Below are 22,438 nucleotides of genomic sequence, written 5' to 3' on the forward strand. Positions count from 1 at the left end.
GATTCAGGCTTCGCATGCCATTTTTGTATTTATTCCGTCGATAAGAATAACATGGAATCCTAATACTGCCCATGAAATTACAAACAGACAGAGGTTAATGATCCGTTAACCTTAATTGCCGGACCCCAACTTATTCCGGCCGGAGCCGCACCCCTTGAAAACAAAGGCGATGCGGTAAAGTTCCACGACATTTCATCCGTCATCAAGGTTTTAAAATTTCCTTGTTGATAGAGGCAGATTCTCTCTTGCCACCCCCCATAGTTAACAGGACGTCAACGCATTTGCTCTAATTTGAGCCGATATTGTGTTTGCGTTTGTTGGGTAGTGCGTTGACCGACCGGTTTCGAGAACTTGAGAGGCCAAGAGCCGTGAGGAAGAAAGATGTGGTGCTGATGGCCACCGTGACGAATTTCGAGAATGTCTCCCATCCGTCAAAAACGGACCTTCGGCAGTTCGCCGAACTTTTCATGCCGCTTTTTAACGCCTCCACCGACGAAGCCAAGCGGGAGGCCATCGCCGCGCTCTCCCAGCATCCGAGCGTGCCTTCGGCTGTCGCTTTCTTCATCGCCTGCCAGCCGATTTCGCTTGCAGCGCCCTTCCTCATTTCCTCCAAATGCCTTGATGACGACACGCTGATCACCATTGCCCGCACGCAAGGAGCGGCGCATGCGCGCGCCATCGTGCGCCGTGAAGACCTCTCCCCCACCGTCATCGATGCGCTTGTCGGGCTGCGTCACGCCGAAGATCTGAAGCGGCCGGACGGAGAAACGGCGGCTGCCGAACCGCAGGCGACGGAAAGCCCTGAAGAGCCGAAAGCGGAAGAAAAGACTGACAACATCGCCGCCGCTTCCGCACTCGAAGAAGAAATGCGCCAGCGGATCAAGCAGATGGCGCATCACCTCAACCGCCCGGAAAGCGACGTTCTCGGCCTTCGCCGGTTGAGCGAGGTGCAGGAAGCGCTGCTGGTGCGTTTCGCCCGCGAGCGCAATGCCCGGCAATTCGCCGTGGCGCTGGCGGATTCTCTCTCCTCCAGCTACTGGCTGTCGGAGCGCATCATGCTCGATATATCAGGCGCACAGCTGGCAACGACGCTGACCGGCCTTGGCATGGAATTTTCCGAGGCGGCTTTCGTGCTGCAATGCTTTTATCCGCATCTTTCCGCCGCCGAAGGCGATATGAGCCGTGCCGAAGCCCTGCTCGACCGTCTCGACATCGTGGAATGCGAAGACCGGCTGGAAAGCTGGCGGCGGGCCGACAGTTATACGCATGGCCGCGAACGGACGGGCCGCAGCGCACCGGCTGCGCAGAGAACCGGGACGCAAGGGTAAGAGCGGCTGGCCTTGCGTCTTCACGGGTTGAAGAAGCGGGCCATTGCCGGACGATTCTAGGCCTTGGGCTGATCCACCAGCGTCAGCAGAGTCCCGATCTCATCGGTTTCGATCTCCACCACCCACAGGTCGCTGTCGAAGCGTCGTTCCCTCTCAAGAAGAGCGGCGCTTTCCTCGCCATCCGCACCGGCAAGGCGCGTTTCGAAACGGCGCTCGGCGCGGATTTCCTCGTCATCGGCAAAGCTCTGCGGCGCGGGTCCGTAGAGATTTTCGCGGCCATCGCGCAGGCGCTGACGAATGAAAATCGCCCCCGCCTCCTCCGCCCCCTTTTTTTCGACAGCCGCGAATCCGCCGGCGGCGAAAACGCGGCGGATGAGGGCTGAGACGAACATTTCGGATTTGAGGCGCATGGGGTGCTTTCGATGGAAACGGTGGGGGGCTGTTGTTGTTGATTTTGGGCGGGTGAAGGTGCGCGGGGCTTACCCCCCTCTGCCCTGCCGGGCATCTCCCCCTCAAGGGGGGAGATCGGCAGGAAGCGCTATCGCCACTTCATTCGCAAACGCTGCGATGGGCGAGACCCAACCGCGAGTCGATCTCCCCCCTTGAGGGGGAGATGCCCGGCAGGGCAGAGGGGGGTAAAGCCCCACGCACCTCAGCCGCTGTCAATCGACAACCTACTGAAAATCAAGCCTCAAAGCGCCCCGATCGACTTCAGCTTCTTCAGCACGGCCTCGCTCGGCTCACCGGTTTCCGGCAGGCGATAGTGTTTCTCAAACGCGCGGATGGCGTTGCGGGTCTGCTGGCCGGCCACGCCGTCCACCTTCACGTCGGCATAGGCGATATTGATCAACCCCTGCTGGATCTTGGCGATCAGATCGCGGCTTGCCGGTTTGGCCGCGCTGTTGAGAGAGGCTGGTTCGGCCTTCGGGCGCGGCGCTTCCGCCTTGCGGATGGCGGCAGCCACGGGGTCGATCTCGACGCCGCCGCTGCTATCGGCAGGCCGGTCCCTGGGGATCGCCGCAACCGTCGCACCATCGATCCTGAGCGCCGCCAGCACGCGGGTCGTCGGTTCGCCGGTCTGTTCCATGCCGAGCGTTTCTTCGAAGAACATGATGGCGGCGGCGGTGCGTGGGCCCATGCGGCCATCCGCCTCGCCTTCGTAAAGCCCGCGTTTCTTCAGTTCGGCCTGAATATCGGCAACGATCTGCTGCGGCTTCTGGTTTTCAGCGACAGGTTGCGCCGGCGTTTCGGCCGCCGGCTGCTGCGCGTTTTGCGTCTCCGCCGGTCGTTCTATGCGGAAAGTGGTGACGTTGCCCTGCGTGCCGAGCGGTTCGGCCGGGCGATAACCGGCAATGCCGTTCGGGTTTTCCGCATCGCGCGTGCGCAGGAAAGGCGACGGGTGCACGCCCGGCTGATACCAGAGCGCATTGGCGGCGATAAAACCGAAGACGACCGCGAAGGCGCCGCAGCTGCCGACCAGTTTCGGATGGCGCAGGATTTCGCGCCCGATGGCCGAAACCACCAAGGAAACAATCCCGGCGCCAATCTGGGCCGTTGTTTTCTTAGGCGATTTTCGCTTTCGCGGGGCCATCGTCACCATCCTTTTTCATCATTGCGGCCATATCGCCGAGCTGCCGGATGCGCGGCGGAAATTCCACCATGCTTTCGGCTTCGGCGCTTTCGCCGCCACCCGCCATGCCCGAACCGTCGGCAGGCAGGGTGATCGTTACGACCGTGCCCTCGCCGGGCTTGCTGGCGATGGCGAAAGTGCCGCCATGCAGTGCCACAAGCCCCTTGACCAGGGACAATCCCAGACCCGTGCCCTCATAGCGACGGGTATATTCATTCTGAACCTGCATGAAAGGCTGGCCCAGGAGCTCGATCTTGTCGGAAGCGATGCCGATGCCGGTATCGCTCACCGTCAGCTTCAGCATCGCACCCTCACGCGCGGCGTCGATCGACACCACACCACCGGCATCGGTGAATTTTATGGCGTTGCCGGCAAGATTGATCAGAACCTGCCGTATGGCGCGCTGATCGGCCGAGATTTCGCCGATACCGCGCTGGATACGGCTGGTCAAAGTCAGGCCTTTTTCCTTCGCCTGCAGGCCCAGCATGGCCTCGCAGGACGAGATGGTCTCGGCAATCGGGAAGCTTTCCATCATCAGCTCGTAACGGCCGGCCTCCAGCTTGCTCATATCGAGCATGGTGTTCACGACAGAGAGAAGATGCGCGCCGGACTGGCGGATCAGGCCGACATATTCCCGCTGGCGGTCGTTCTCCAGCCGGCCAAAATATTCGCCCGCCAGAATATCGGAAAAACCGAGGACGGCGTTGAGCGGCGTGCGCAATTCGTGGCTGACGGCAGCGAGAAAGCGGGATTTCGCATCATTGGCCGATTCCGCCTCGGCTGCCTTGCGGGCGACATCGCGGCGCAGAAGCTCCATCTCCGTGACATCGGAAAGCTGGGCGACGATGCGGCGTAGCCGGCCGCTGGCGCTGCGGATTGCCGTCATCTCGATACGCGCATGCATGAACTGCGCCTGACGAGACTTTGCACCGGTCTCGAAGCGGAGTTTGGCGGTTGCCCTGTCCTCGCCCTGCCGCAGCAGGTCGAAGGCCTGCATCAGCTCGATACGGTCCGAGACATAGACATATTCAACGAGGGAATGGTCCTTGCTGGCCTGCAGAGCGGCCGGGAAGGTCGTAAGATCGCGGCCGGAGACGTGTTCGACGAAGCCGGTATCACCGATCATGAGCACGAGGCCCGGCACCTGCGTAGCGGCGATCAAGTCGTTATCGCCAAACGCGGCGGAAAAGGAGGACGCACCGCGCGCGGGACGCGAAAAGGCAATCAGCAATGCTGCGGCGGCCAGAAACAGCGCCAGCACCAGGGCAGCGCCGATGGGCAGCGCGATGGCGGGACTGAAAACGAGGCTGAAGAGGGCTGGCACCACCAGAAGTCCGACGACGCTGAAGGCGATAAGCCGGCGCAGGCGCGCAACGGTTCCGGCGCGCCTTTCGGCGTCCTCTTCCATGCGCGCAAGCCATCTGCCTGCGGCACGGTCGACCCATGCGACCGCTTTTTCTCTCATATTACGCAATACCAACACCGAATCCCTGAGGCGGTTCTAACGGCTCCGACAATAGAAGGCGGCGGCTTAAGGAATGGATAAAAAGAATGGCCTCAAAGGCCCGTCAAATGCCCCGCAGTCCCATTACGGGGCATTTCTTCGAAGCTTTGCCAATCATGGTTAATGACGGGTAAGCGACGGATTTCGCTTCATTTTTGCCATCGCGTTAACTTTTGTGGCAAAGCTTTCCACCGCTTTGCCCCGGAACGCGCGGCCTCTGTCGCAATTATGCTTAACATGGACTGTTAAAATGCGAATGAATTGATGCCAGGCGTCCCGATGCGAGGAGAATAGATACAATTTGAATTAAATTGCGTCGCTTTTTGCAATCGGCTGTTCGCCGGTCGCGTGTAGCTTCTTCACAAGCCCGAAAAACGGGACAAAGGCCGATGACCCGAAACCGGGCGGGGCTTTAGAAAACAAAGATCGTCTGGCAGGGTAGTCTGACAATGTGGTTTCTGATCAAGGGAACATTCTGGTTTTCGCTGGTGCTGGTGGCGCTGTCCTATTTCGGCAGCAGCAATGATCCGGCCAAGGAACCTTCGGCCTTCGATATTCCCAGCGCCGTTTCGGCCGCCGGTGAAGCCTATCGTTATGTCAGCGCCATCTGCATCGAAAAGCCCGATGTCTGCGTCAAGGGCGCCGAAACCTTCCATGCGCTCGGTGAGCGGGCAAAGGAAGGCGCAAAGGTGGCCTATGAGCTGCTGGACAAGCAGCTTGCTTCCGGTGACAAGCCCGCCCCCGCCGCTGAACTCGCGGCCGAGACCGAAAAACTGGCCGAAGCCCCGGTCGTCAGCGTCGAATTTCCGAAGGATGCCGACATGCTGAAGACCGGCACCGTCATTCCCCTGCCGCAGAAGCGCCCTGCGCCCTGATCTATGCCGGCCACCGCGCCGCACTTTTTTGCGAGCGGAGATTTCCGCCCGCCGACTGCCTGCCTGACTTGCCCACGGAAACCTGTTTTCCGTGGGCTTTTTCATGGTCCATGGTTCAAAACCGGCCGCACTTCGCCTATATCCTAACAAAGACCTGCAATAATGGATGATACGGCGCGCAAATGGCCTCTCTCGAAACGATCCTTGACGACTTTGCCTTCCTAGACGACTGGGAGGATCGTTATCGTTATGTCATCGAACTCGGCAAGGCGCTTCCCGATCTGCCGGAAGACAAGCGCACGGCCGAAAACAAGGTGCATGGCTGCGCAAGCCAGGTCTGGCTCGTCAGCCATAGCGATGGTGCGGAAGACCCTCTCCTGACCTTCGAAGGCGATTCGGATGCGCATATCGTGCGCGGCCTCGTCGCCATCGTGCTCGCCGTTTATTCCGGCAAGAGAGCCTCCGAAATCGCCGGTCTCGACGCCATCGAGGTATTCGACAGGATCGGGCTGGTGGAGCATCTGTCTTCGCAGCGCGCCAACGGCCTGCGCTCCATGATCAAGCGCATCCGTGAGGAAGCCCGGCTGCTGGCCGCCTGACCTTCATCTCGTCATCGGCGGGCGATAATCTGCATCGCCCCAATGGTGTTCCTTCCTGCCGGCGCGGGCCGCGGGCGGCGCATAATGGCGGGCAAGCGCCAGCAGTGCGGCGCGCAGCAGCAGTTTTGCCGACCGCGCCGGCCATTGCCTTTCGCGCTCCACCGTCTCCAGCCCCTTTTCGAAGCAGCAGATATCGATGGCGACGCCCGACAGTTCAGGCCCCATCGCATCGGCCGCGCGGGAAAACCGCGTTCTTGCGGCCATTGCCGCCTCGGTGAGATCGAGCGCGACTCCCGCCTCCCCTTTCGTGCGGTTCGCTATTCTCGGCTCCCATGTCGCCGTTACCTTCGGGTTGAGATGGCCACGATGAAAATCGGCGGCGAGGCGCTCGCCCGCCTCCAGAGCATCCGCCGGGAAAAACGCCGCACCGTCCCGTTCCTTCAGCCTTGCAAGGCTGGTCAGGGGAGAGGTGTTGAGATTGCGCCGGGCCTGCTGCTTCGCATCGCCGACATCCACAATAACCGTCTGCACATGCCGGTGCTGTTCCTGAAAAACCTCGTCCCGGTCTTTCACCATTGCCCGTTTCAGGCAGGAGGCGAGCGGTGGCGCGGCGGAAAGGGTGTTTTCCCGCTGCTCGACCAGCCCGGAGGAAATGGCAAACCGCACCGTCGCGGCCGGAAACCGCAGCGCCGTGTGGCCTGCCCGCGCCCGGCGCAGGACGATATCGCCGCCCTCCTGCGACATCTCGGCCGCGCCCGCAGCGATGCAACGCAGCAGCCGCAGGAGATGAGGGTTCGGGGAGGCAACGGGGGTGCTTTTTTCCTCACTCATCCCGGGCGCCTTTCATCGCGTTAAAGATACTGCCGGTGAGCCGCTCCAGCGCGGCGACGAACTCATCGAATGCCGGTTCGTCACGCCGGTCCTCCACCACCTGGCAGGCATGGCCAACCGTCGTCCTGTCCCGGCCGAAACACGGCCCGATATCCGACATGGGAATGCCGAGCTGCACATGGCAAACATACATGGCGATCTGGCGGATGTGGCATTCCGTGCGCCGGCTGTCGCGGCGAACCAGCGTTCGGTCGCCCGTCAATTGCACCATCTCGCCGGTGAGCTGCCGTACCAGACGGCAAAGACGGGAAATCTCATCCCGCCCGGCCGCAGACGGCCAATGACGAAAGGGACGATCACCGACCCGCGCACAAGGCCGCGCGGCGGCAGGCAGAAACATTGTATCCGACGGCATATGCAACTCCTCTACGAATAGGAATTAATTCATACACCCTAGAGCAAGCATGGGGAAGCGCAAATTTGGCATGGGGGATTATGCGATTGATACGGCTTTATTTTTGCAGAATTGATATGCGCAATAAAGGATTTTTTTCCTCAATCGAAATTTTGAGCGACATAAAAAGTCGGTCGAGAACCGGTTCCCGGGTCTGGTGCGATGCAGTTCTCGATCGCGAAAGACCCCTCTCACGGCGCAGGCGCGCCAAAGCTGGATGCGGGATATGGGCCGGCAGGACGGCGGTGAGGTCTTCGAACCCCAGAAACGAAATCGGCCGGTCAAAAGACCGGCCGTATTGCCTTGCGACTTCCGGCTATCTGTCAGGACAGCAGCCGGACCGTCTTTAAAATCAACGGCTGGCCTTGCGGCGCTGACCGAGACCCATTTCCTTGGCGAGCCGCGAGCGGGCTTCGGCATAGGCGGGCGCAACCATCGGATAGTCGACCGGCAGGTCCCATTTTTCGCGATATTCTTCCGGCGTCATGCTGTGATGCGTCGTGAGATGCCGCTTGAGCGACTTGAAAGAGCCGCCACATTCCAAACAGACGATGTGGTCATCCTGAACCGACTTGCGGACGGAGACGGCAGGCTTCTGCTTTTCGACATTGACCGCCACCGATGCCGGTGCCGATGTTCCGCTGAGTGCCGTGTGAACATCCGAAATAAGGCCGGGAAGCTCAGTTACCGGAACGACGTGGTTGCTAACATAGGCAGCCACAATATCCGCAGTCAGTTCGACCAGCAGATCCTGGGCGTTACCGTATGCAGTTTCCGTCATTTAAGTATCTCCTGTTTATTAATCCCCTGACGCGGGCGAACGCCGCATCGAGCGATGTGAAGTTACCCGGTGCCCCACCTTCGCCTTGTTGAAACCAACATGAAACCTACCCCTAGATTTCGAGCGAAAACCGGAAACGAATTGGTCCGAGATTCAACTTATGGCCCGCGACATGGGCAGCAATGGTCCGATGGGCCATAGATTAGACATTAATAAAATGCCTATGCCGACTATGAAGAGGCTAGATGCAAATCGCGATTAGCAACTTTACACTTAATTTGGATAACAGCAAAACAGCAAAAGTCAAATTCCTATTGTGAATTTTTCAGTTCAAAACAGTCTAATCGGAATACAAAAAATTACGGGTAATAAAATACTATGCCAAGTAGCAATTGAAAATGAATACCCCCGATTATTAGGGGGATTTTCAACTTCAAATTTTCTTGATGTCATCAACTACCGATTTAACGGCAAGCGGATAACCTGCCTTGTGAGCGGCCATGGCAAGAAGATGTGCCGAGACCGGCGCGGTAAGGACAAAGAAGAAAAAACCGGCGAGCGCCCGCGCCAGCGTCGATATTTCCATGGAATGGATGCCGACAGCCAGAAGCAGCAGGCCAGACCCCACCGTTCCCGCCTTGGAAGCCGCATGCATGCGGGTATAGACATCCGGCAGCCGATTGAGGCCGATTGCCGCGATCAGCGAGAAGATGGCGCCTGAGACCAACAGCGCCGCAACCAGAATAGCCACGATCCAAGCCATCATCACCTGCCCTTTCCTTTTCTGTTAGCGACACCTTTTTCCATATTTTTTTCAATGACTTCAGATGCCCTTTCGCCATCGAGAACCGCCGCCGGCCTGCGCCGGCCGTCTGGGCCGCGCGACAGCACGAAGCGAGCGAAGGCAACCGTTGCCAGAAAACCGACAAGCCCGAGCGCAATCGCAATATCGACGTAAAGATTGAAGCCGGTGCGGATGGCGATGACCGCGATGAAGCCGATGGCGATGCCCACCAGCATGTCGAGCGCAACGATACGGTCCGGCAAGGTGGGGCCGACGACGACACGATATACTGTCAGCAAAAACGCGGCCGACAGAACAACCGATGCAAGTATAGTTGCAAATGAAACTATTTGTTCCGGCGTCATATCTGAAACGCCTCCATGATCTTTCTTTCAAAGCCGTTGCGGATGTCGTTTTTCGTGGCCTCGATATCGCTGCAGTCGATCGCGTGCACGTAAAGCGTTTTCCTGTCCGCCGAAACATCGACCGACAGCGTGCCCGGCGTGAGCGTGATGAGATTGGCGAGCAGCGTGATCTCGAAATCGGTCGTCACCGTCAGCGGATAGGCAAAAATGCCGGGCTGCACGTCGAGCTTCGGCCGGGTCACCAGCACGGCGACCTTCCATGCCGAGAGCGCCAGCTCCTTGAAGAACAGCAGCACCAGCGAGAGCACGCGGACAAGCCTGAGCCAGTGGTTGCGCCCGCCGGGAAGCTGGTGGCGGATGATGCCGAGCGCCAGCGTCGAAACGACAAGGGCGAAAATGATGTTCGCGAGCGTGACGCTGCCTGTGACGGCGAGCCATACGGCAACGAAAAGCAATTGTACGAGATAGAGGCTCATGGTTTGCCCCCTTCGGTAAAGACCGACTGGATATAGGCCTGCGGATTACCGAGGCCTGCGGCCGCCTGCTGGCTGAGATTGAGCAGGCTTTCCGGAAACAGGCCGAAAAATACCACCAGCAACGTCAGCCCCACCAGCGGCGCGAAAGACGGCGCTGCCGAGGGCGAGGCCTGCGGCACGGAAGGCTGACCGGTGGATGCCGCAACGGGACGCCAGAAACACAAAAGGAATATCCGCCCGAAAGCGATGGTGGCGATGAAGCCGGAGGCGAGAATGGCGCCGGCCAGCCACCAGGCGCCGATATCGATCGCCGACTTGACCAGCACCGCCTTCGGCCAGAAGCCGGAAAAGGGCGGCAGGCCGGAACCGGCGAAAAACAGCGCCAGCGCCAGCGCCGAAAACCACGGAGCCTGCTGGTAAAGGCCTCTAAGTGAGGTGAGGCTGAAACCGCCGCCGAGGCGGGCCGCATGGCCGGCGGCGAGATAAAGCGCCGTCATCAGCACCATCGAATGCAGCGCGTAAAAAATGGCGCCGGTGACACCGGAAGGCGTGCCGATGGCGATGCCGGCCATCATGTAGCCGATACCCGATATGACGATATAGCCGAGCATGCGGCGGATATCGTTCTGGGCGAGCGCGCCCATGGCCCCGAGCACCATGGTCAAGGCCGCCGAGATGGCGATGACGATGCTGAGTTCTTCCCGCTCGACCGGAAACAGCATCACCATGACGCGCAGCAGCGAATAGATGCCGACCTTGGTGAGCAAGCCGCCGAACAGGGCGGAAACGACGATGCGCGGCGTGTGATAGGAAGCGGGCAGCCAGAAGTTCACCGGGAAGGCGGCGGCTTTCATGGCGAAGGCGAGCGCGAACAGGCTCGCAAGCGTCATCAACGGCGCCGAGCCGCGCAGCCCGGTCGCCTTCTGCGCGATATCGGCCATGTTGAGCGTGCCGAAGATGGCGTAGAGATAACCGACCGTTATCAGGAACAGCGTTGTGCCGATGAGGTTCAGAATGGCGTATTTCAGCGCGCCATCGATCTGCTCGCGCGTCGAGCCGAGCACGATCAGGCCGAAGGACGAGATCAGCAGCACCTCGAACCAGACATAGAGGTTGAAGATGTCGCCGGTCAGGAAAGCGCCGGTGACACCGGCCATCAAAAGCATCAGGAAGGGATAAAAACCGTATCGCCTGCCGCTGGCGTCGATATCCGCGCCGGCATGGATGGCGCCCGCAAGTGCAACGATGGCCGCGGCAAGCGACAACAGCGCGCCCGTCAGATCGGCGGTAAAGGCAATGCCGAAGGGCGGCAGCCAGCGGCCCATGACCATGGTGAAGGGGCCATGAGTGGCAACCTTCCACAAAAGCGCGGCATTGAGCAGCACCAGCAGGAACAGCGCCGCGATGGCGACGGTCGCGTGGTGGCGGATAGCGTGGCGCATCATCATCAGCACCGCGCCTGCGCCAATGCAGAGCGCGATGGGGAGAATGATCAGCCAGTCGGTGAGCGGCACGGGCGTCGTGACGAGCGCTGCGGAAAGATCAGTGACTGCGGATGTGGTGGAGGATGCCATGTGTCTCAGCCTCGCCGCTCAATAACCGAGCGGCGGCAAGGGCTCGCCTGCGGGTTCTGCGGTGCGCATTTCGTCCGTATCGTCGGTCTGCAGTTCCTGAAACGCACGCCAGGTCAGCACCAGAAGGAAACAGAAGAAGGAAAAGGAAATGACGATTGCCGTGAGGATGAGCGCCTGCGGCAGCGGATTGGCCGCACCCGCGGGCAGCGTATCGATGCCGGGCGGAATGATCGGCGGCACTTCGCGCGTCAGCCTTCCTGCCGTGAACAGCAGAAGGTTCACCGCATTGCCGAGAATGGCGATGCCGAGCAGCATGCGGATGCTGTGGCGCGATAGCATGAGATAAATCGCCACCGAAAAGAAGATGCCGACGAGAATGGAGAAGACCGCTTCCATCAGTCGCTTTCCCTTTCTTCCAGCGCCAGCGCAATGGAGGTGATGGCGCCGACCACGACGAGATAGACACCGATATCGAAGGACATGACGGTGGAGAGCGGTATTTCGACACCGAACAGGTTCGGATAAACCCACAGCCCGGTCATGAAGGGCACGCCGGCGGCGATGGAAACGAGGCCGGAAAGCATGGACAGCAGCAGCCCCGCCCCCGCAATTGACAGCGGATGAAACATGATGGCGCGCCTGACTGCGGTGACGCCATAAGCGATGCCATAGATCGCCAGCGCCGAGACCGCGATCAGACCGCCGATGAAACCGCCGCCCGGCTCATTATGGCCGCGCAGCAGCACGAAGATGGAAAACAGCACCATGAGGCTGGTGACGACAGGGGCGACGGTGCGCAGAATGAGCGTGTTCATGCGCGCGCTCCTTTCTTCTTCGCGGTTTTGGCCGATCCCTTGACAGCGACTCCCTTGATGGCAGCAGCCGGGCGGATGCGGATCAGCGCGAGAATGGCAAGACCCGTTATCATCACCACCGCGATTTCACCGAGCGTATCCGTGCCACGGAAGTCGACGATGATGACGTTGACCACATTGGCGCCGTGGGCGATGACCTTGGAATAGGTGTTGTAGAAATCCGTCAGGCGGTTGTCGAAGCTCGCCTCGGTCGCGCGCATCAGGAACAGGGCAAAGCCCGTTCCGCAGGCGATGGCGATGGTGCTGTCCAGCAGCTTCTGGCCAAGGCCGCGATGGTCTGACGGCGACAGGCGAAGCCGCGTCATCACCAGCGTCAGAATGACCACCGACAGCGTCTCGACCATGAATTGCGTGAAGGACAGATCGGGCGCGCCGAAGAGCAGGAAGATGACCGCCACCGCAAAGCCCTGAATGCCGAGCGCGATGATGGCGGTGAGCCGGCTCGACGCCGTCAGCACTGCGATGAGCCCCGCCACGGCAATGGCAATGAAGGTCAACTCATGGATCGGCATATCGCGCGGCCATGACGGCGTGGACGGCAATTCGCCATAAAGGAACAGCGGCACCAGCAGCACGGCGGCGATGACGGCGAAGGTGGCGGTGACGTAAAATTCCAGCCTGCCCGGCTGAATGAGCCGGGTGATGTGGAACGAGACTTTCACCAGCATGTCGATGAAGACGTCAAAGCCCCTGTCCGGCCCCGCCCCCAGCGCCTTGAACGTGCGGTCGATCAGTCCACGGACGGCGGAAAGCTGCGTATAAAGGACGATGCCGAGCGCGATGGTGAGCAGCGACAGGCCGAGCGGCACGCCGATATGGGGAATGAGCGAGATTTCCACCGGGCGCGCCTCACCGGCAATGGCGCTCGCCATCGGGGTGGAGATGTAGAAATGCGCGATGCCGGAAAAGAGCGCAATCGTCAGCCCCTTCAGCGCCAGAAGCGCCGGGCCGAGCCAGAGCAGCAGCGGGCCTTCATGCGCGTGTTTCGGGGTCTTCACCGGCTTGCCGAGGAAGGGTTTCAGCGCTACCGCAAAGGCGATGGCGAACATCAGCCCGTTGCCGAGGATGGCGATGCCGGTGAACAGCACGGCGCGCGGATTGCCATGCGCCAGCGCGTAATAAATCTCTTCCTTGGCGAGAAAACCGAAGAAAGGCGGCAGGCCCGCCATGGAAATCGCAGCCGCCAGCGCCGCCGCAAAAGTGATCGGCATGGCTTTTCGCAGGCCGCCGAGCTTCGTCACGTCGCGGGTGCCGGTCTCGTGGTCGATAATGCCGGCGACCATGAAGAGCGCGCCCTTGAACAGCGAATGCGCCACCAGATAAAGCACCGCCGCTTCGATGGCATGGTCGGAGCCGAAACCCGTCAGCATGACCAGCAGGCCGAGCGACGACACCGTCGTATAGGCGAGCATCAGCTTGAGATCGGTCTGGCGCACGGCCAGCAGCGCGCCGGTGAGCATGGTCAGCCCACCAAAGAAGGGCAGCAGGATCTGCCAGGCGGCGGTATCGCCGAGAACCGGGTTGAGGCGCATCAGCAGATAGACGCCGGCCTTCACCATGGTTGCCGAATGCAGATAGGCGGAGACCGGCGTTGGCGCTTCCATGGCGTTGGGCAGCCAGAAATGGAAGGGAAACTGCGCCGACTTGGTGAAGGCGCCGCCGAGAACAAGAAGCAGCGCGGCCAGATAAAACGGGCTGTCGCGCAGGACATCGCCGCCGCGCACCAGCATCGACAGCTGCGTCAAGCCGCTGATATCCCAGATGAAAATCAGCCCGGCGAGCAGCAGCAGACCGCCGCCGCCCGTCACCACCAGCGCCTGCAGCGCGGCGCGGCGCGAGGCGGCGCGCTCATGGTCGAAGCCGATCAGCAGGAAGGAAGTGATGGAGGTGAGTTCCCAGAAAACGAACAGCATCAGCAGGCTGTCGGAAACCACGACGCCCAGCATCGCCCCCATGAAAAGCAGCAGGAAGGACAGGAACCGGCCCTGCTGCGGATGGCCTTTCATATAACCGCCCGCATAAAGCACGATCAGCAGGCCGATGCCGGTGATCAGCAACGCAAAGGTCAGCGACAGGCCATCGATGAACCAGGAGAAGCTGAGATTGAAGCTCGGCACCCAGGCATAACCGCCTGTCACCACCCCGCCTGCCGCGATCTGCGGCAGCATCAGCGCAAAATGCGCAAAGGCGAGAGCAGGCGCAATCGCCAGGACCCACGCCGCATTGTGACCGAACCTTTTAACCAGGACGGGTGCGGCAAGCGCTGCCAGAAACGGCAGAAATAGCGACAGGAATGTCAACGGCGTGACATCTGATGTCATTCACATCTCCCGGGATGTCCCCCATCCCTGCGCGCCAATAATGGCGTTCTTCTTCAAATCGTTTTTTCAGTTAGAGCGCATTTCCGGACGGAAAACCGGGCTCCACTTTTCCTGGAAATGCTCTAAGGCATAGACAAAGCCATCTCAACCCAAATCGGTACTCCCGGCCCATAACGAACGCGTTATGACGCCCATCCCCTTTCAATCCGCCTTCGCGATGACTATTTGAGGCGGGAACAGAAAGGATCATTCCATGAGCGATCTGACATCCCCAAAAATCAAAAAAAGCGATGCCGAATGGCGTGAGCAGCTGACGCCGGAGCAATATCGCATCCTGCGCGAACACGGCACCGAGCGCGCCTTCACCGGGCCCTATTGGGATACATTCCAGAAAGGCCTCTATCGCTGTGCGGCCTGCGACGAGCCGCTGTTCCTCTCCGATACGAAATTCGATGCCGGCTGCGGATGGCCGAGCTATTTCGAGCCGGTAAAACCGGGCGCCGTGACGGAACATCGCGACGCCAGCTACGGCATGGTGCGCACGGAAATCCGCTGCGCCAATTGCGGCGGCCATCTCGGCCACGTCTTCCCCGACGGCCCGAAGCCCACCGGCCTGCGTTATTGCATCAACGGCCATTCGATGGTGTTCGAGCCGGTTTGATTGGGCAATGGGTAACGCCTATGCGGCATGCGACGTCGGTTTGCGGACGTCCACCCCAAACACTCAGCGTCATCCTCGGGCTTGTCCCGAGGATCTGCAACCGGTTGATTTAATTCGACGTGGTTAGATCCTTGGGACAAGCCCAAGGATGACGGAGGAGAGGTTGAACGCCCGCGCCGGGGCCGCTTTCTCTAGGCAACCCGCCCGGGAACTAGTTCAGCTTCAGTTCCATACACGTCAAATCCAGCCAGCGGCCGAACTTGGTGCCGACTTCCGAAAACCGGCCGACGACCCTGAAGCCGAGGCTTTCATGCAGGCGGATGGAGGCGGTGTTTTCCGCCTCAATGGCGGCGATCAGCACATGCACGTCGTTGCCGGAGGCATGATCGATCAACGCCTGCATCAGCTTCTTGCCGATGCCGTGGCCGCGCGCATCCTTATGCACATAGACCGAATGTTCGCGGGTGTGGCGATAACCGTCGAAAGCGCGCCAGTCGCCATAGGAAGCATAACCTGCGACCTTGCCGTCGAGGATTGCGACGATGACCGGAAAGCCGCGTGACTTGCGGGCGGCGAACCAATCCCTGCGGTTTTCCAGATCGACCAGCACGTCGTTCCAGATCGCGGTCGTATTCAGCACCGCATCATTGTAAATCTCCATGATGCCGGAGAGATCGTCCACGGTCGCGTCGCGCAGTTGCACGCTCATTGTCGTTCACCCTTTTTCCTGCTCGCAGCGGCGGTATTTTCGGCCGCCATCTGCACGAGGATTAGGCGATGATGCGAATGGCTGTCCAGTACCCATCCCGCCATCGGGGCGCATTCTTCAGGATGCCAGCGGCACGAGGCTGAAGGAGGTGACCACGGCGAAATAATGAACGGCGGCGGCGGCGACCACGAAAGCGTGCCAGATGGCATTCTGGAAGCGCAGCTTTTCCCAGACATGGAAGATGACGCCGAGCGAATAGATGACGCCGCCGGCGACGATCAGCCAGAGCGTGACGGGTGCCAGATGCGACGACAGCGGCCCGACCACCATGACGCCGCTCCAGCCCATGGCGAGATAAAGGCCGATGGCGACCCGGTCGTAACGGCCGGGAAACAGGCATTTGAGAAGGATGCCGCACAGCGCCGCAAGCCAGATCAGCCCCAGCATGACGGCAATCAGCGGATCTTGGATGCCGCGCATCAGAAAGGGCGTATAGGTGGCGGCGATGAGAATGAAGATCGCCGAATGATCCAGCCGGCGCAGGAACCATTTTACGTTCGAGTGCGGCCAGATATTGTAGGTGAAAGACACGGAAAGACAGGCGACGAGGCCGAGACCGTAAATCCATGCAGCGGCGATCGCGCTGAGCGTCCCCCACGCGGTCGCGTAGAAAATCAGCGCCGTGGCACCGATAAGCGCAAACACGATGCCGACACCATGGACGATGCCATCGGCGACAATCTCGTGAAAATCATACTGGCGCCCGAACCGCCACAAATCGCTCATAGTCCAATCCCGTCTGCGTGCTTTCCTCAAAGCATGGAGACAATATTAGACAGGAACAAGACAGCGCCCGGTTAACGGCAATCAAATTGCGTTCGAGGCTGTTGCGAAAGGAGAGGTTGGGGGCAGGCGACGTTCCCTGGCGATAAGGACGAGTTTTTCAGGTTGTCGTACCTACACACCGTCATACCGGCCCTGAGCCGGTATCCAGCCAGCCCAAGTCCTTGGGCTGAAAGAACTCTCTCGCCGCGCAGACGCGCGTCGGCTGGATGCCGGATCAGGTCCGGCATGACGGAGGAAAGGTCGTTCACCCCTCACAACGCCGCAGCGCATTCCTGGCAAAACGGCGTATAGGGCACCGCCTTCAGCCGATCCTCCGAAATCCGCTTGCCGCATTTGACGCAGGTGCCGAAGGTGCCGCTGGCGATACGGTCGAGGGCTGCGTCGATGGCGCGCAGCTCGTCCTGACCCACCTGCCCCAGCTCGTCCAGCACCTCGTCATTGCTGCGTTCGGTGGCGCGATCCTCGTCATCGGGATTGCGAGGCTCTTCGAAATCGGCTTCGATTTTGTGCAGGCGGCGATAAAGCTCGCGCTGGCGGTCACGCAGGATTTTCTCGTAACTTTCGACATTCATGTTTTTTCCTCCAGCCGATCTTCTTGTATCGTCGCATTTCCAGACGGAAAACCGGATTCCAGTTTTCCTTGGAATGCTTGGGGGCGGAAAACCCGCCCACAACGCTAAAACGTCAGGCTTTTATCGGTCCACCAGCACCGAGCATTTGGCGTGGCGCACCACGCGGTCGGCGGTGGCGCCGATGAAATAATTGCTGAAATCCGGCGTGTGCGACGCGATGATGATGAGGTCGGCCTTGTGCTCCTCGGCGGCGGCGATGATTTCACGCGCGGGCGCGCCGCTTCTGATTTCCTGGCTGCCCTTGAAACCGGCTCTGGTCTTAATGTCCGAAAGCTTGGTCCTGGCGTCCTTGATGGCGTTTTCGATCAGGTCGACAGGCAGGTCGATCGCCATATAGCCCGGCAGTTCCTCGACAACATTGATGAGAACGATCTCGCCGTCCGGGTCCAGAAGCGCCTTGGCCTTTTCGAGAATCTTTTCCCCCTTGTCGGTGGCGCTGAGGTCTACCGGTACGATGATCTTCTTGTACATGGCTGTCTCCTTTGGCTTGATCCGCCGTTTAGCGTGTCGGGCTAGGCTTATATTTCCCCTTCGGCAGGGCCTTCACCTTGATCGAAGTCAAAGCCGGAGCCGGGCCGGAACGGGGCATTGTCAACGAATAGTGGACGGTCAATCGCCAGACGACGATCTTTGCTGAACGACGAAACCAGCCCATATTCGCCTTCGACAAACGCCGCAAAGCGGCGTCGGCCGATGGTTTCGGCGACCGATCCGCCCCAGGGCGCTTCGGATTCAATATGGAGATCATGATGAGTGAAATCAAACAATTCGCCCTGACGCGGCCGGCCTATGTCGGCCAGGCGCATCTCGTCGTTCACGATCTGCCGCGCGTTTCGGATTTCTACCAGAAGATCATCGGCCTTTCCGTTCTTGAAAAGAACCCGAGCGGTGAAGTGCTGGGTGTCGGCGGCCAGCCGCTGCTCACGCTTTCAACCTCCAGCACGGCGGAACGCGCGCCGCGCAACGCCGCAGGCCTGTTCCACACCGCCTTCCTGATGCCGAGCCGGAACGATCTGGCCCATTGGCTGGCGCATGCCGCCCATAACAATGTCCAGTTTCAGGGCGCGTCCGACCATCTGGTCAGCGAGGCGATCTATCTTGCCGACCCGGAAGGCAACGGCATCGAAGTCTATCGCGACCGTTCGCCGGATGAATGGACCTACCAGCAGGACGGCACGGTGGAGATGGCCACCCTCGGCCTCAACCTTCAGGCGCTTTACGACAGCGCGCCGAAGACGGCCTTTACCGGGGCGGCGGAAGGAACAGCCATCGGCCACATCCATCTGCAGGTGGGCAATATTCCGCAGGCGGATGAATTTTATCAGGATGTGCTGGGGCTGAAGATCATGGCGCGTTATCCCGGCGCGAGCTTCTTCGGCTCCGGGGCCTATCACCACCATGTGGCCGCCAATATCTGGAACAGCCGTGGAGCCATGGCCCGCAAGGACAACATGACCGGCCTTTCCGGCTATTCGCTGACATTCAACGAGCCGGCCGCGCTTGAGACGGCGATTGCCGCACTCGACCGGCTGGAAATCGCCACAGAGCGGCAAAGTGACGGCATTGTCCTCAAAGATCCGTGGGGCATCGGCCTAAAGCTTTCCGCCTAAACGCAAAAAAGGGGCCGCGGAAATTTTCGCCGCCCCGGAACCGCCACATTTTTCGAACGTTTGTCACCTTATTGGGGGACCGTTCGATGAATGAAAATGCCAGGCCGGACAAGACCGGCAGCTTGGTCAACACCGCGGCAAACGCTGCGGCAACAAGAGCGGACCCGCTGGAGGTGCCAGCTTCCGGCTCACGGCGTGACGATGTGCGCAGCCAGCAGCCGCTTGGCCGCGAAGCGCTGGATGTGGTCGTCGCCTGGTCGGTGATCGGCATCTTCCTTATCATGCTGATGGCGGTCATCCACGAATTGTCGCTCATCCTTATTCCGGTGGTGATGGCCATCGTGGTGGGCATGATTCTCGGCATCGCCGCCGAAAAGCTCGGTTCCTACGGCATTCCCGGCTTCGGCGTCGCGCTCATTCTATCGAGCCTCGTGGCGGCGGTGATGTTCTTCGTGGTCAATTCGCTGACCGAGCCGCTCTCGCTTCTCGCTTCGGAAGGGCCGGCGCTGGTGGAGCGCAGCATCGACCGTTTCCTGCCCTATCTGCAAAGCCTCAGATGGCTGAATATTTCGGCGGCGAGCTTCAGTCTGGGCTCGATGTCGATGGAATCTTTGATTTCGCGCAGCGGTGAAATCATCTCGCTGCTCGGCGCCAACATCACGCCCGCCGTCATTCAGGGCCTGATCTTTCTCGCCGCGCTGCTGATGTTCCTCTATAGCCGGCTGCGGCTGCGCAAGGCGATCATCATGGCCTTTCCGGCCCGCCACCAGCGGCTTCGCACCATCCGTATCATCGGTTCGGTGGAAGAGGTGCTCGGCACCTATTTCGCCACGGCGGCGCTGATCTATGCCGGGCTGGGCGTGACGATGGTGGTCATCGCCTATTTCGGCGGACTGGCCATGCCGCTTCTGTGGGGGCTCTTCGCCTTTCTCTCCAGCTTCGTGCCGTTTCTCGGCATCACCGCCATGACGATTTCGCTGACGGTGGCGGGCATCATCACCCATGACAACATCATTCTGGCGCTGCTGCCGGCGGCGATCTTCTTTACCATTCACCTGTTGATGGAAAACCTCGCCTTTCCGGCGGTGGTGGGCCGCAACATGGAGATAAACCCCTTCCTCGTCTTCGTGATGATCATCTTCTGGACGTGGATGTGGGGCGCGGCCGGGGCCATGCTGGCGCTGCCGCTGTCGCTGATCGTCATGACGGTGACGCGGGAACTCTTCCCCTCACGCCGGGTGGTGCCCAAACTGCCGGATTGACCGGCGGTTTTCCGGCGGCCGGCGCGTGGGGTTTACCCCCCTCTGCCCTGCCGGGCATCTCCCCCTCAAGGGGGGAGATCGATCTGCGGCGAGGTTTCGCCCATCTCAACGTTGAGAATGAAACGGCGTTAGCGCGTCCTGCCGATCTCCCCCCTTGAGGGGGAGATGCCCGGCAGGGCAGAGGGGGGTAAGCCACACCCGCCGGCCGTCAATCGACAATCTCATGAAAACCAGCAGTCAGACCGCTCAGGAAGCGAGCGGCATTCCCTGCGCCTCAATCTGCGCGCTCGCCATGCGGCGCTCATGCTCGAGCAGCCATTTTTTGCGCCACAGACCGCCGCCATAGCCGGTCAGGCTGCCATCCGCGCCCAGTACACGGTGGCACGGAACGACAATCGCAATCTGGTTCGCGCCATTGGCGCGGGCCACCGCACGCACGGCGGATGACCTGTCCATGGCGGTTGCGAGGGAGGAATAGCTGACGATCTCACCCGCCCGTATTTCCCGCAGGTTGCGCCAGACGTCGCGCTCGAAGGGTGTGCCGTGGCCGGCGAGCCGCGTTTCGAAAGCGGCCGAATGCCCGGCGAAATAGGCCTTGAGTTCCGCTTCGATCTGGCCGGTCACAGCCGTCCGGCCAAGCACCATATCCGCGCCGGTGCGCGTCTTCAGCCGCTTCAGTTCGGCTGGAAGCGCCGGCCGGTCGGCGAATTCGAGGAGATGCAGGGCATGATCGTCGGCCACGGCAAGCATCGGGCCAATCGGCGTATCGATCCAGTCACCCTTCAAAAACCCCTTGCCTTTCATGGCGGCGGGCGATGAGCCGAAAAACTGGTTGATGGCGGAGCGGAAACCGCTGCCGGATTCGTAACCGGCATCGATCTGCGCGCCGATCACCGCTTCGCCGGAAGCGAGGCTTTCCGCCGCACCGCCTACCCGCCGCAATCTGGCGATTTCCAAGAAGCTCATGCCAAAACGGCGCTTGAAGGTGCGGCGCACGGTGGAAGGATCATGGCCCATCGCCACCACATCCTCCTCGCGCCAGCGCCGCGCCGGTTCGTTTTCCAGCGCCGTCAGCAGCGATGTCACGGTCTCATCGGCCGTGCCATAGGCGAGCATCGGCTTGCAGCGCTTGCAGGGGCGGAAACCGGCTTCCAGACATTCGGCGATGGTCTCGCGGAACCGGCAGTTTTCGATCTTCGGCTTGCGCGCCGTGCAGGTGAAGCGGCAGAAAATCTTCGTCGACGTCACACACACATAGGCCACGCCCTCATAGGCGGGGTCCTTGTTCACAAGGGCGGAATAGAGCGTTTCGGTGTCGGGGCGTTTGAACAGCATCATGGGGAGGATGCTAGCGCAAAATTTTTACCCGCGCCGCCGAAAAACGGGCGTTGATGTATGGGATGTTGTCGGCTCGTGTCCGCGCCATTTGCAAGCCGGTGCGGCATATTTCTTCTCCCCGCCGGGGAGAAGGTGGCGTGCAGCGCCGGATGAGGGGGCGACGGTGGAGAGATGCGGGGAGCTTGCCCCCTCATCTGCCCTTCGGGCATCTTCTCCCCGACGGGGAGAAGAAACGGGCGGCAACCTTGCGGATCAATTCCCCGGCGGTGCGAAGGACGGATCGTCCAGCCTTGTGAAAATCACGCCGCGCGCCTTCAGCGCCAGAAGGCCCTTCACCACGCCCTCGCCCGCTTCATGGGTGGGCTGGTTGATGTGGGAGATGATGACATCGCCATTTTTTGCCGCGGCGATGTGTTTTGCCGTCATGGCCGCACCCAGCAGCGAGCCGCCATCGCCATTGACGGAATAACCGGCTACCCGCATGCCGAGGTGGTTGATGGTGGCCATGGAGGAATTCGTATATTTGGCCGTCGCGCCACGGAACCATTGCGGCTGGAGGCCGGTGGCGGCGACGATGGCCTGACGGCCGCCCTCCACCTCCTGCTCGACCGCCGCTTCAGAGCCGGCGGCGGCGATGCCGTAGATGGAAACCGGCTTATCAACTGCCGGCACATGGTTTTCGCCATGGTTTTCGATCTCGAACAGATCCGGATGCGCCATGAGCGTGGCCAGCGCCTCGCTATTATGTTTCAGCCAGCGGGCGGTGACGAAGATCGTCGCCGGAATGCGCTCCTTCACCAGCGTATCGAGAATGCGGTGGTCGGTCTTGCCCATGCAGGCGTCCAGTGTCATCGCCACCCGCACCTTGCCGTCATGCTGCGGCGACATTTTCAGCGTCGGCTCGACAAGGCCGGTCCCCGCAAAGGCGGCGGAAGAAGCGCAGAAAAATAGGGTGGCGATGAAGAGACGACGCAGCATTTTAT

General features: G+C 60.6%; 26 protein-coding genes. 6 read left to right on the forward strand and 20 right to left on the reverse strand.

The window, feature by feature from the left end:
- Nucleotides 1-392: 392 nt before the first annotated feature.
- Nucleotides 393-1,328 (forward strand): DUF2336 domain-containing protein, encoded by a 936-nt coding sequence (locus ACQZ40_RS12495; protein WP_448748070.1) that lies wholly within the window; start codon nucleotides 393-395, stop codon nucleotides 1,326-1,328.
- A gap of 56 nt (nucleotides 1,329-1,384) precedes the next feature.
- Here ACQZ40_RS12495 and ACQZ40_RS12500 read toward each other — a convergent pair whose 3' ends face one another.
- From ACQZ40_RS12500 to ACQZ40_RS12510, 3 genes are all read right to left on the reverse strand, one after another.
- Nucleotides 1,385-1,738, reverse strand: a complete 354-nt coding sequence (locus ACQZ40_RS12500; RefSeq protein WP_448748050.1) for a DUF1491 family protein — start codon at nucleotides 1,736-1,738, stop codon at nucleotides 1,385-1,387.
- A gap of 281 nt (nucleotides 1,739-2,019) precedes the next feature.
- A complete protein-coding gene (locus ACQZ40_RS12505) occupies nucleotides 2,020-2,919 on the reverse strand; it encodes a peptidoglycan-binding domain-containing protein (RefSeq protein ID WP_338810156.1) in 900 nt (299 codons plus the stop codon).
- Nucleotides 2,891-4,423: a sensor histidine kinase gene (locus tag ACQZ40_RS12510; RefSeq protein ID WP_448748051.1), complete on the reverse strand. Its 1,533-nt coding sequence runs from the start codon at nucleotides 4,421-4,423 to the stop codon at nucleotides 2,891-2,893. The genes ACQZ40_RS12505 and ACQZ40_RS12510 overlap by 29 nt, the downstream gene beginning before the upstream one ends.
- A 488-nt stretch (nucleotides 4,424-4,911) precedes the next feature.
- On the opposite strand from ACQZ40_RS12510, the gene ACQZ40_RS12515 reads away from it, so the two are divergent.
- Both ACQZ40_RS12515 and ACQZ40_RS12520 read left to right on the forward strand, forming a co-directional pair.
- On the forward strand, nucleotides 4,912-5,337 hold the full coding sequence (locus ACQZ40_RS12515) for a DUF5330 domain-containing protein (protein WP_003522299.1): 426 nt from the start codon (nucleotides 4,912-4,914) through the stop codon (nucleotides 5,335-5,337).
- 182 nt (nucleotides 5,338-5,519) lie between these two features.
- Nucleotides 5,520-5,936: a SufE family protein gene (locus tag ACQZ40_RS12520; RefSeq protein WP_080817400.1), complete on the forward strand. Its 417-nt coding sequence runs from the start codon at nucleotides 5,520-5,522 to the stop codon at nucleotides 5,934-5,936.
- Nucleotides 5,937-5,939: 3 nt separating this feature from the next.
- Here ACQZ40_RS12520 and ACQZ40_RS12525 read toward each other — a convergent pair whose 3' ends face one another.
- From ACQZ40_RS12525 to ACQZ40_RS12570, 10 genes are all read right to left on the reverse strand, one after another.
- The gene (locus ACQZ40_RS12525; RefSeq protein ID WP_448748052.1) at nucleotides 5,940-6,767 is read right to left on the reverse strand and encodes a DUF6456 domain-containing protein; all 828 of its coding nucleotides are present in this window, start codon (nucleotides 6,765-6,767) and stop codon (nucleotides 5,940-5,942) included.
- On the reverse strand, nucleotides 6,760-7,182 hold the full coding sequence (locus tag ACQZ40_RS12530) for a helix-turn-helix domain-containing protein (RefSeq protein ID WP_078051571.1): 423 nt from the start codon (nucleotides 7,180-7,182) through the stop codon (nucleotides 6,760-6,762). The genes ACQZ40_RS12525 and ACQZ40_RS12530 overlap by 8 nt, the downstream gene beginning before the upstream one ends.
- A gap of 391 nt (nucleotides 7,183-7,573) precedes the next feature.
- The gene (gene ros / locus ACQZ40_RS12535; protein WP_003509257.1) at nucleotides 7,574-8,002 is read right to left on the reverse strand and encodes a MucR family transcriptional regulator Ros; all 429 of its coding nucleotides are present in this window, start codon (nucleotides 8,000-8,002) and stop codon (nucleotides 7,574-7,576) included.
- Nucleotides 8,003-8,435: 433 nt separating this feature from the next.
- Nucleotides 8,436-8,768 carry a monovalent cation/H(+) antiporter subunit G gene (mnhG, locus tag ACQZ40_RS12540; RefSeq protein WP_003522295.1) on the reverse strand — a complete coding sequence of 111 codons (333 nt, stop codon included), beginning with the start codon at nucleotides 8,766-8,768 and terminating at the stop codon, nucleotides 8,436-8,438.
- On the reverse strand, nucleotides 8,768-9,151 hold the full coding sequence (locus ACQZ40_RS12545) for a cation:proton antiporter (protein WP_448748053.1): 384 nt from the start codon (nucleotides 9,149-9,151) through the stop codon (nucleotides 8,768-8,770). The genes mnhG and ACQZ40_RS12545 overlap by 1 nt, the downstream gene beginning before the upstream one ends.
- Nucleotides 9,148-9,627 carry a Na+/H+ antiporter subunit E gene (locus ACQZ40_RS12550; protein WP_003522293.1) on the reverse strand — a complete coding sequence of 160 codons (480 nt, stop codon included), beginning with the start codon at nucleotides 9,625-9,627 and terminating at the stop codon, nucleotides 9,148-9,150. Before ACQZ40_RS12550 ends, ACQZ40_RS12545 begins: the two co-directional genes overlap by 4 nt.
- Complete coding sequence (locus ACQZ40_RS12555) at nucleotides 9,624-11,201, reverse strand: Na+/H+ antiporter subunit D (RefSeq protein WP_448748054.1); 1,578 nt, start codon at nucleotides 11,199-11,201, stop codon at nucleotides 9,624-9,626. The genes ACQZ40_RS12550 and ACQZ40_RS12555 overlap by 4 nt, the downstream gene beginning before the upstream one ends.
- Nucleotides 11,202-11,219: 18 nt before the next feature.
- On the reverse strand, nucleotides 11,220-11,597 hold the full coding sequence (locus tag ACQZ40_RS12560; RefSeq protein WP_142846495.1) for a Na+/H+ antiporter subunit C: 378 nt from the start codon (nucleotides 11,595-11,597) through the stop codon (nucleotides 11,220-11,222).
- Nucleotides 11,597-12,016: a Na+/H+ antiporter subunit B gene (locus ACQZ40_RS12565; protein WP_127758187.1), complete on the reverse strand. Its 420-nt coding sequence runs from the start codon at nucleotides 12,014-12,016 to the stop codon at nucleotides 11,597-11,599. The genes ACQZ40_RS12560 and ACQZ40_RS12565 overlap by 1 nt, the downstream gene beginning before the upstream one ends.
- Entirely contained in the window at nucleotides 12,013-14,397 is a 2,385-nt protein-coding gene (locus tag ACQZ40_RS12570; RefSeq protein ID WP_448748055.1) for a putative monovalent cation/H+ antiporter subunit A, read from the reverse strand. The genes ACQZ40_RS12565 and ACQZ40_RS12570 overlap by 4 nt, the downstream gene beginning before the upstream one ends.
- 253 nt (nucleotides 14,398-14,650) lie before the next feature.
- On the opposite strand from ACQZ40_RS12570, the gene msrB reads away from it, so the two are divergent.
- The gene (msrB, locus tag ACQZ40_RS12575) at nucleotides 14,651-15,058 is read left to right on the forward strand and encodes a peptide-methionine (R)-S-oxide reductase MsrB (RefSeq protein WP_003522288.1); all 408 of its coding nucleotides are present in this window, start codon (nucleotides 14,651-14,653) and stop codon (nucleotides 15,056-15,058) included.
- Nucleotides 15,059-15,269: 211 nt separating this feature from the next.
- On the opposite strand, the gene ACQZ40_RS12580 is transcribed toward msrB, so the two are convergent.
- The 5 genes from ACQZ40_RS12580 to ACQZ40_RS12600 form a co-directional block, all read right to left on the reverse strand.
- Nucleotides 15,270-15,767 carry a GNAT family N-acetyltransferase gene (locus ACQZ40_RS12580; RefSeq protein WP_065654224.1) on the reverse strand — a complete coding sequence of 166 codons (498 nt, stop codon included), beginning with the start codon at nucleotides 15,765-15,767 and terminating at the stop codon, nucleotides 15,270-15,272.
- A gap of 117 nt (nucleotides 15,768-15,884) precedes the next feature.
- Nucleotides 15,885-16,553, reverse strand: coding sequence for a PAQR family membrane homeostasis protein TrhA (gene trhA / locus ACQZ40_RS12585; protein WP_448748056.1), 669 nt, complete (start codon nucleotides 16,551-16,553; stop codon nucleotides 15,885-15,887).
- Nucleotides 16,554-16,864: 311 nt separating this feature from the next.
- A complete protein-coding gene (locus ACQZ40_RS12590) occupies nucleotides 16,865-17,185 on the reverse strand; it encodes a TraR/DksA family transcriptional regulator (RefSeq protein WP_035260908.1) in 321 nt (106 codons plus the stop codon).
- A 120-nt stretch (nucleotides 17,186-17,305) separates the two neighbouring features.
- Nucleotides 17,306-17,716 (reverse strand): universal stress protein, encoded by a 411-nt coding sequence (locus ACQZ40_RS12595; protein ID WP_142846566.1) that lies wholly within the window; start codon nucleotides 17,714-17,716, stop codon nucleotides 17,306-17,308.
- Between the two features lie 47 nt (nucleotides 17,717-17,763).
- Nucleotides 17,764-18,012: a hypothetical protein gene (locus ACQZ40_RS12600; RefSeq protein WP_003522283.1), complete on the reverse strand. Its 249-nt coding sequence runs from the start codon at nucleotides 18,010-18,012 to the stop codon at nucleotides 17,764-17,766.
- Between ACQZ40_RS12600 and ACQZ40_RS12605 the strand changes: the two genes are divergently transcribed.
- Nucleotides 17,995-18,855 carry a VOC family protein gene (locus ACQZ40_RS12605; RefSeq protein ID WP_142846565.1) on the forward strand — a complete coding sequence of 287 codons (861 nt, stop codon included), beginning with the start codon at nucleotides 17,995-17,997 and terminating at the stop codon, nucleotides 18,853-18,855. The genes ACQZ40_RS12600 and ACQZ40_RS12605 overlap by 18 nt on opposite strands.
- An 86-nt stretch (nucleotides 18,856-18,941) precedes the next feature.
- Nucleotides 18,942-20,117 (forward strand): AI-2E family transporter, encoded by a 1,176-nt coding sequence (locus ACQZ40_RS12610; RefSeq protein ID WP_142846564.1) that lies wholly within the window; start codon nucleotides 18,942-18,944, stop codon nucleotides 20,115-20,117.
- A gap of 246 nt (nucleotides 20,118-20,363) precedes the next feature.
- Here the strand turns inward: ACQZ40_RS12610 and ACQZ40_RS12615 are convergent, their stop codons facing one another.
- A complete protein-coding gene (locus tag ACQZ40_RS12615; protein ID WP_448748057.1) occupies nucleotides 20,364-21,455 on the reverse strand; it encodes a bifunctional transcriptional activator/DNA repair enzyme AdaA in 1,092 nt (363 codons plus the stop codon).
- A gap of 252 nt (nucleotides 21,456-21,707) precedes the next feature.
- Nucleotides 21,708-22,433, reverse strand: a complete 726-nt coding sequence (locus tag ACQZ40_RS12620) for a polysaccharide deacetylase family protein (RefSeq protein ID WP_448748058.1) — start codon at nucleotides 22,431-22,433, stop codon at nucleotides 21,708-21,710.
- Nucleotides 22,434-22,438 lie beyond the last annotated feature (5 nt).

The sequence above is a fragment of the Agrobacterium sp. 16-172Ci genome, assembly GCF_053522725.1.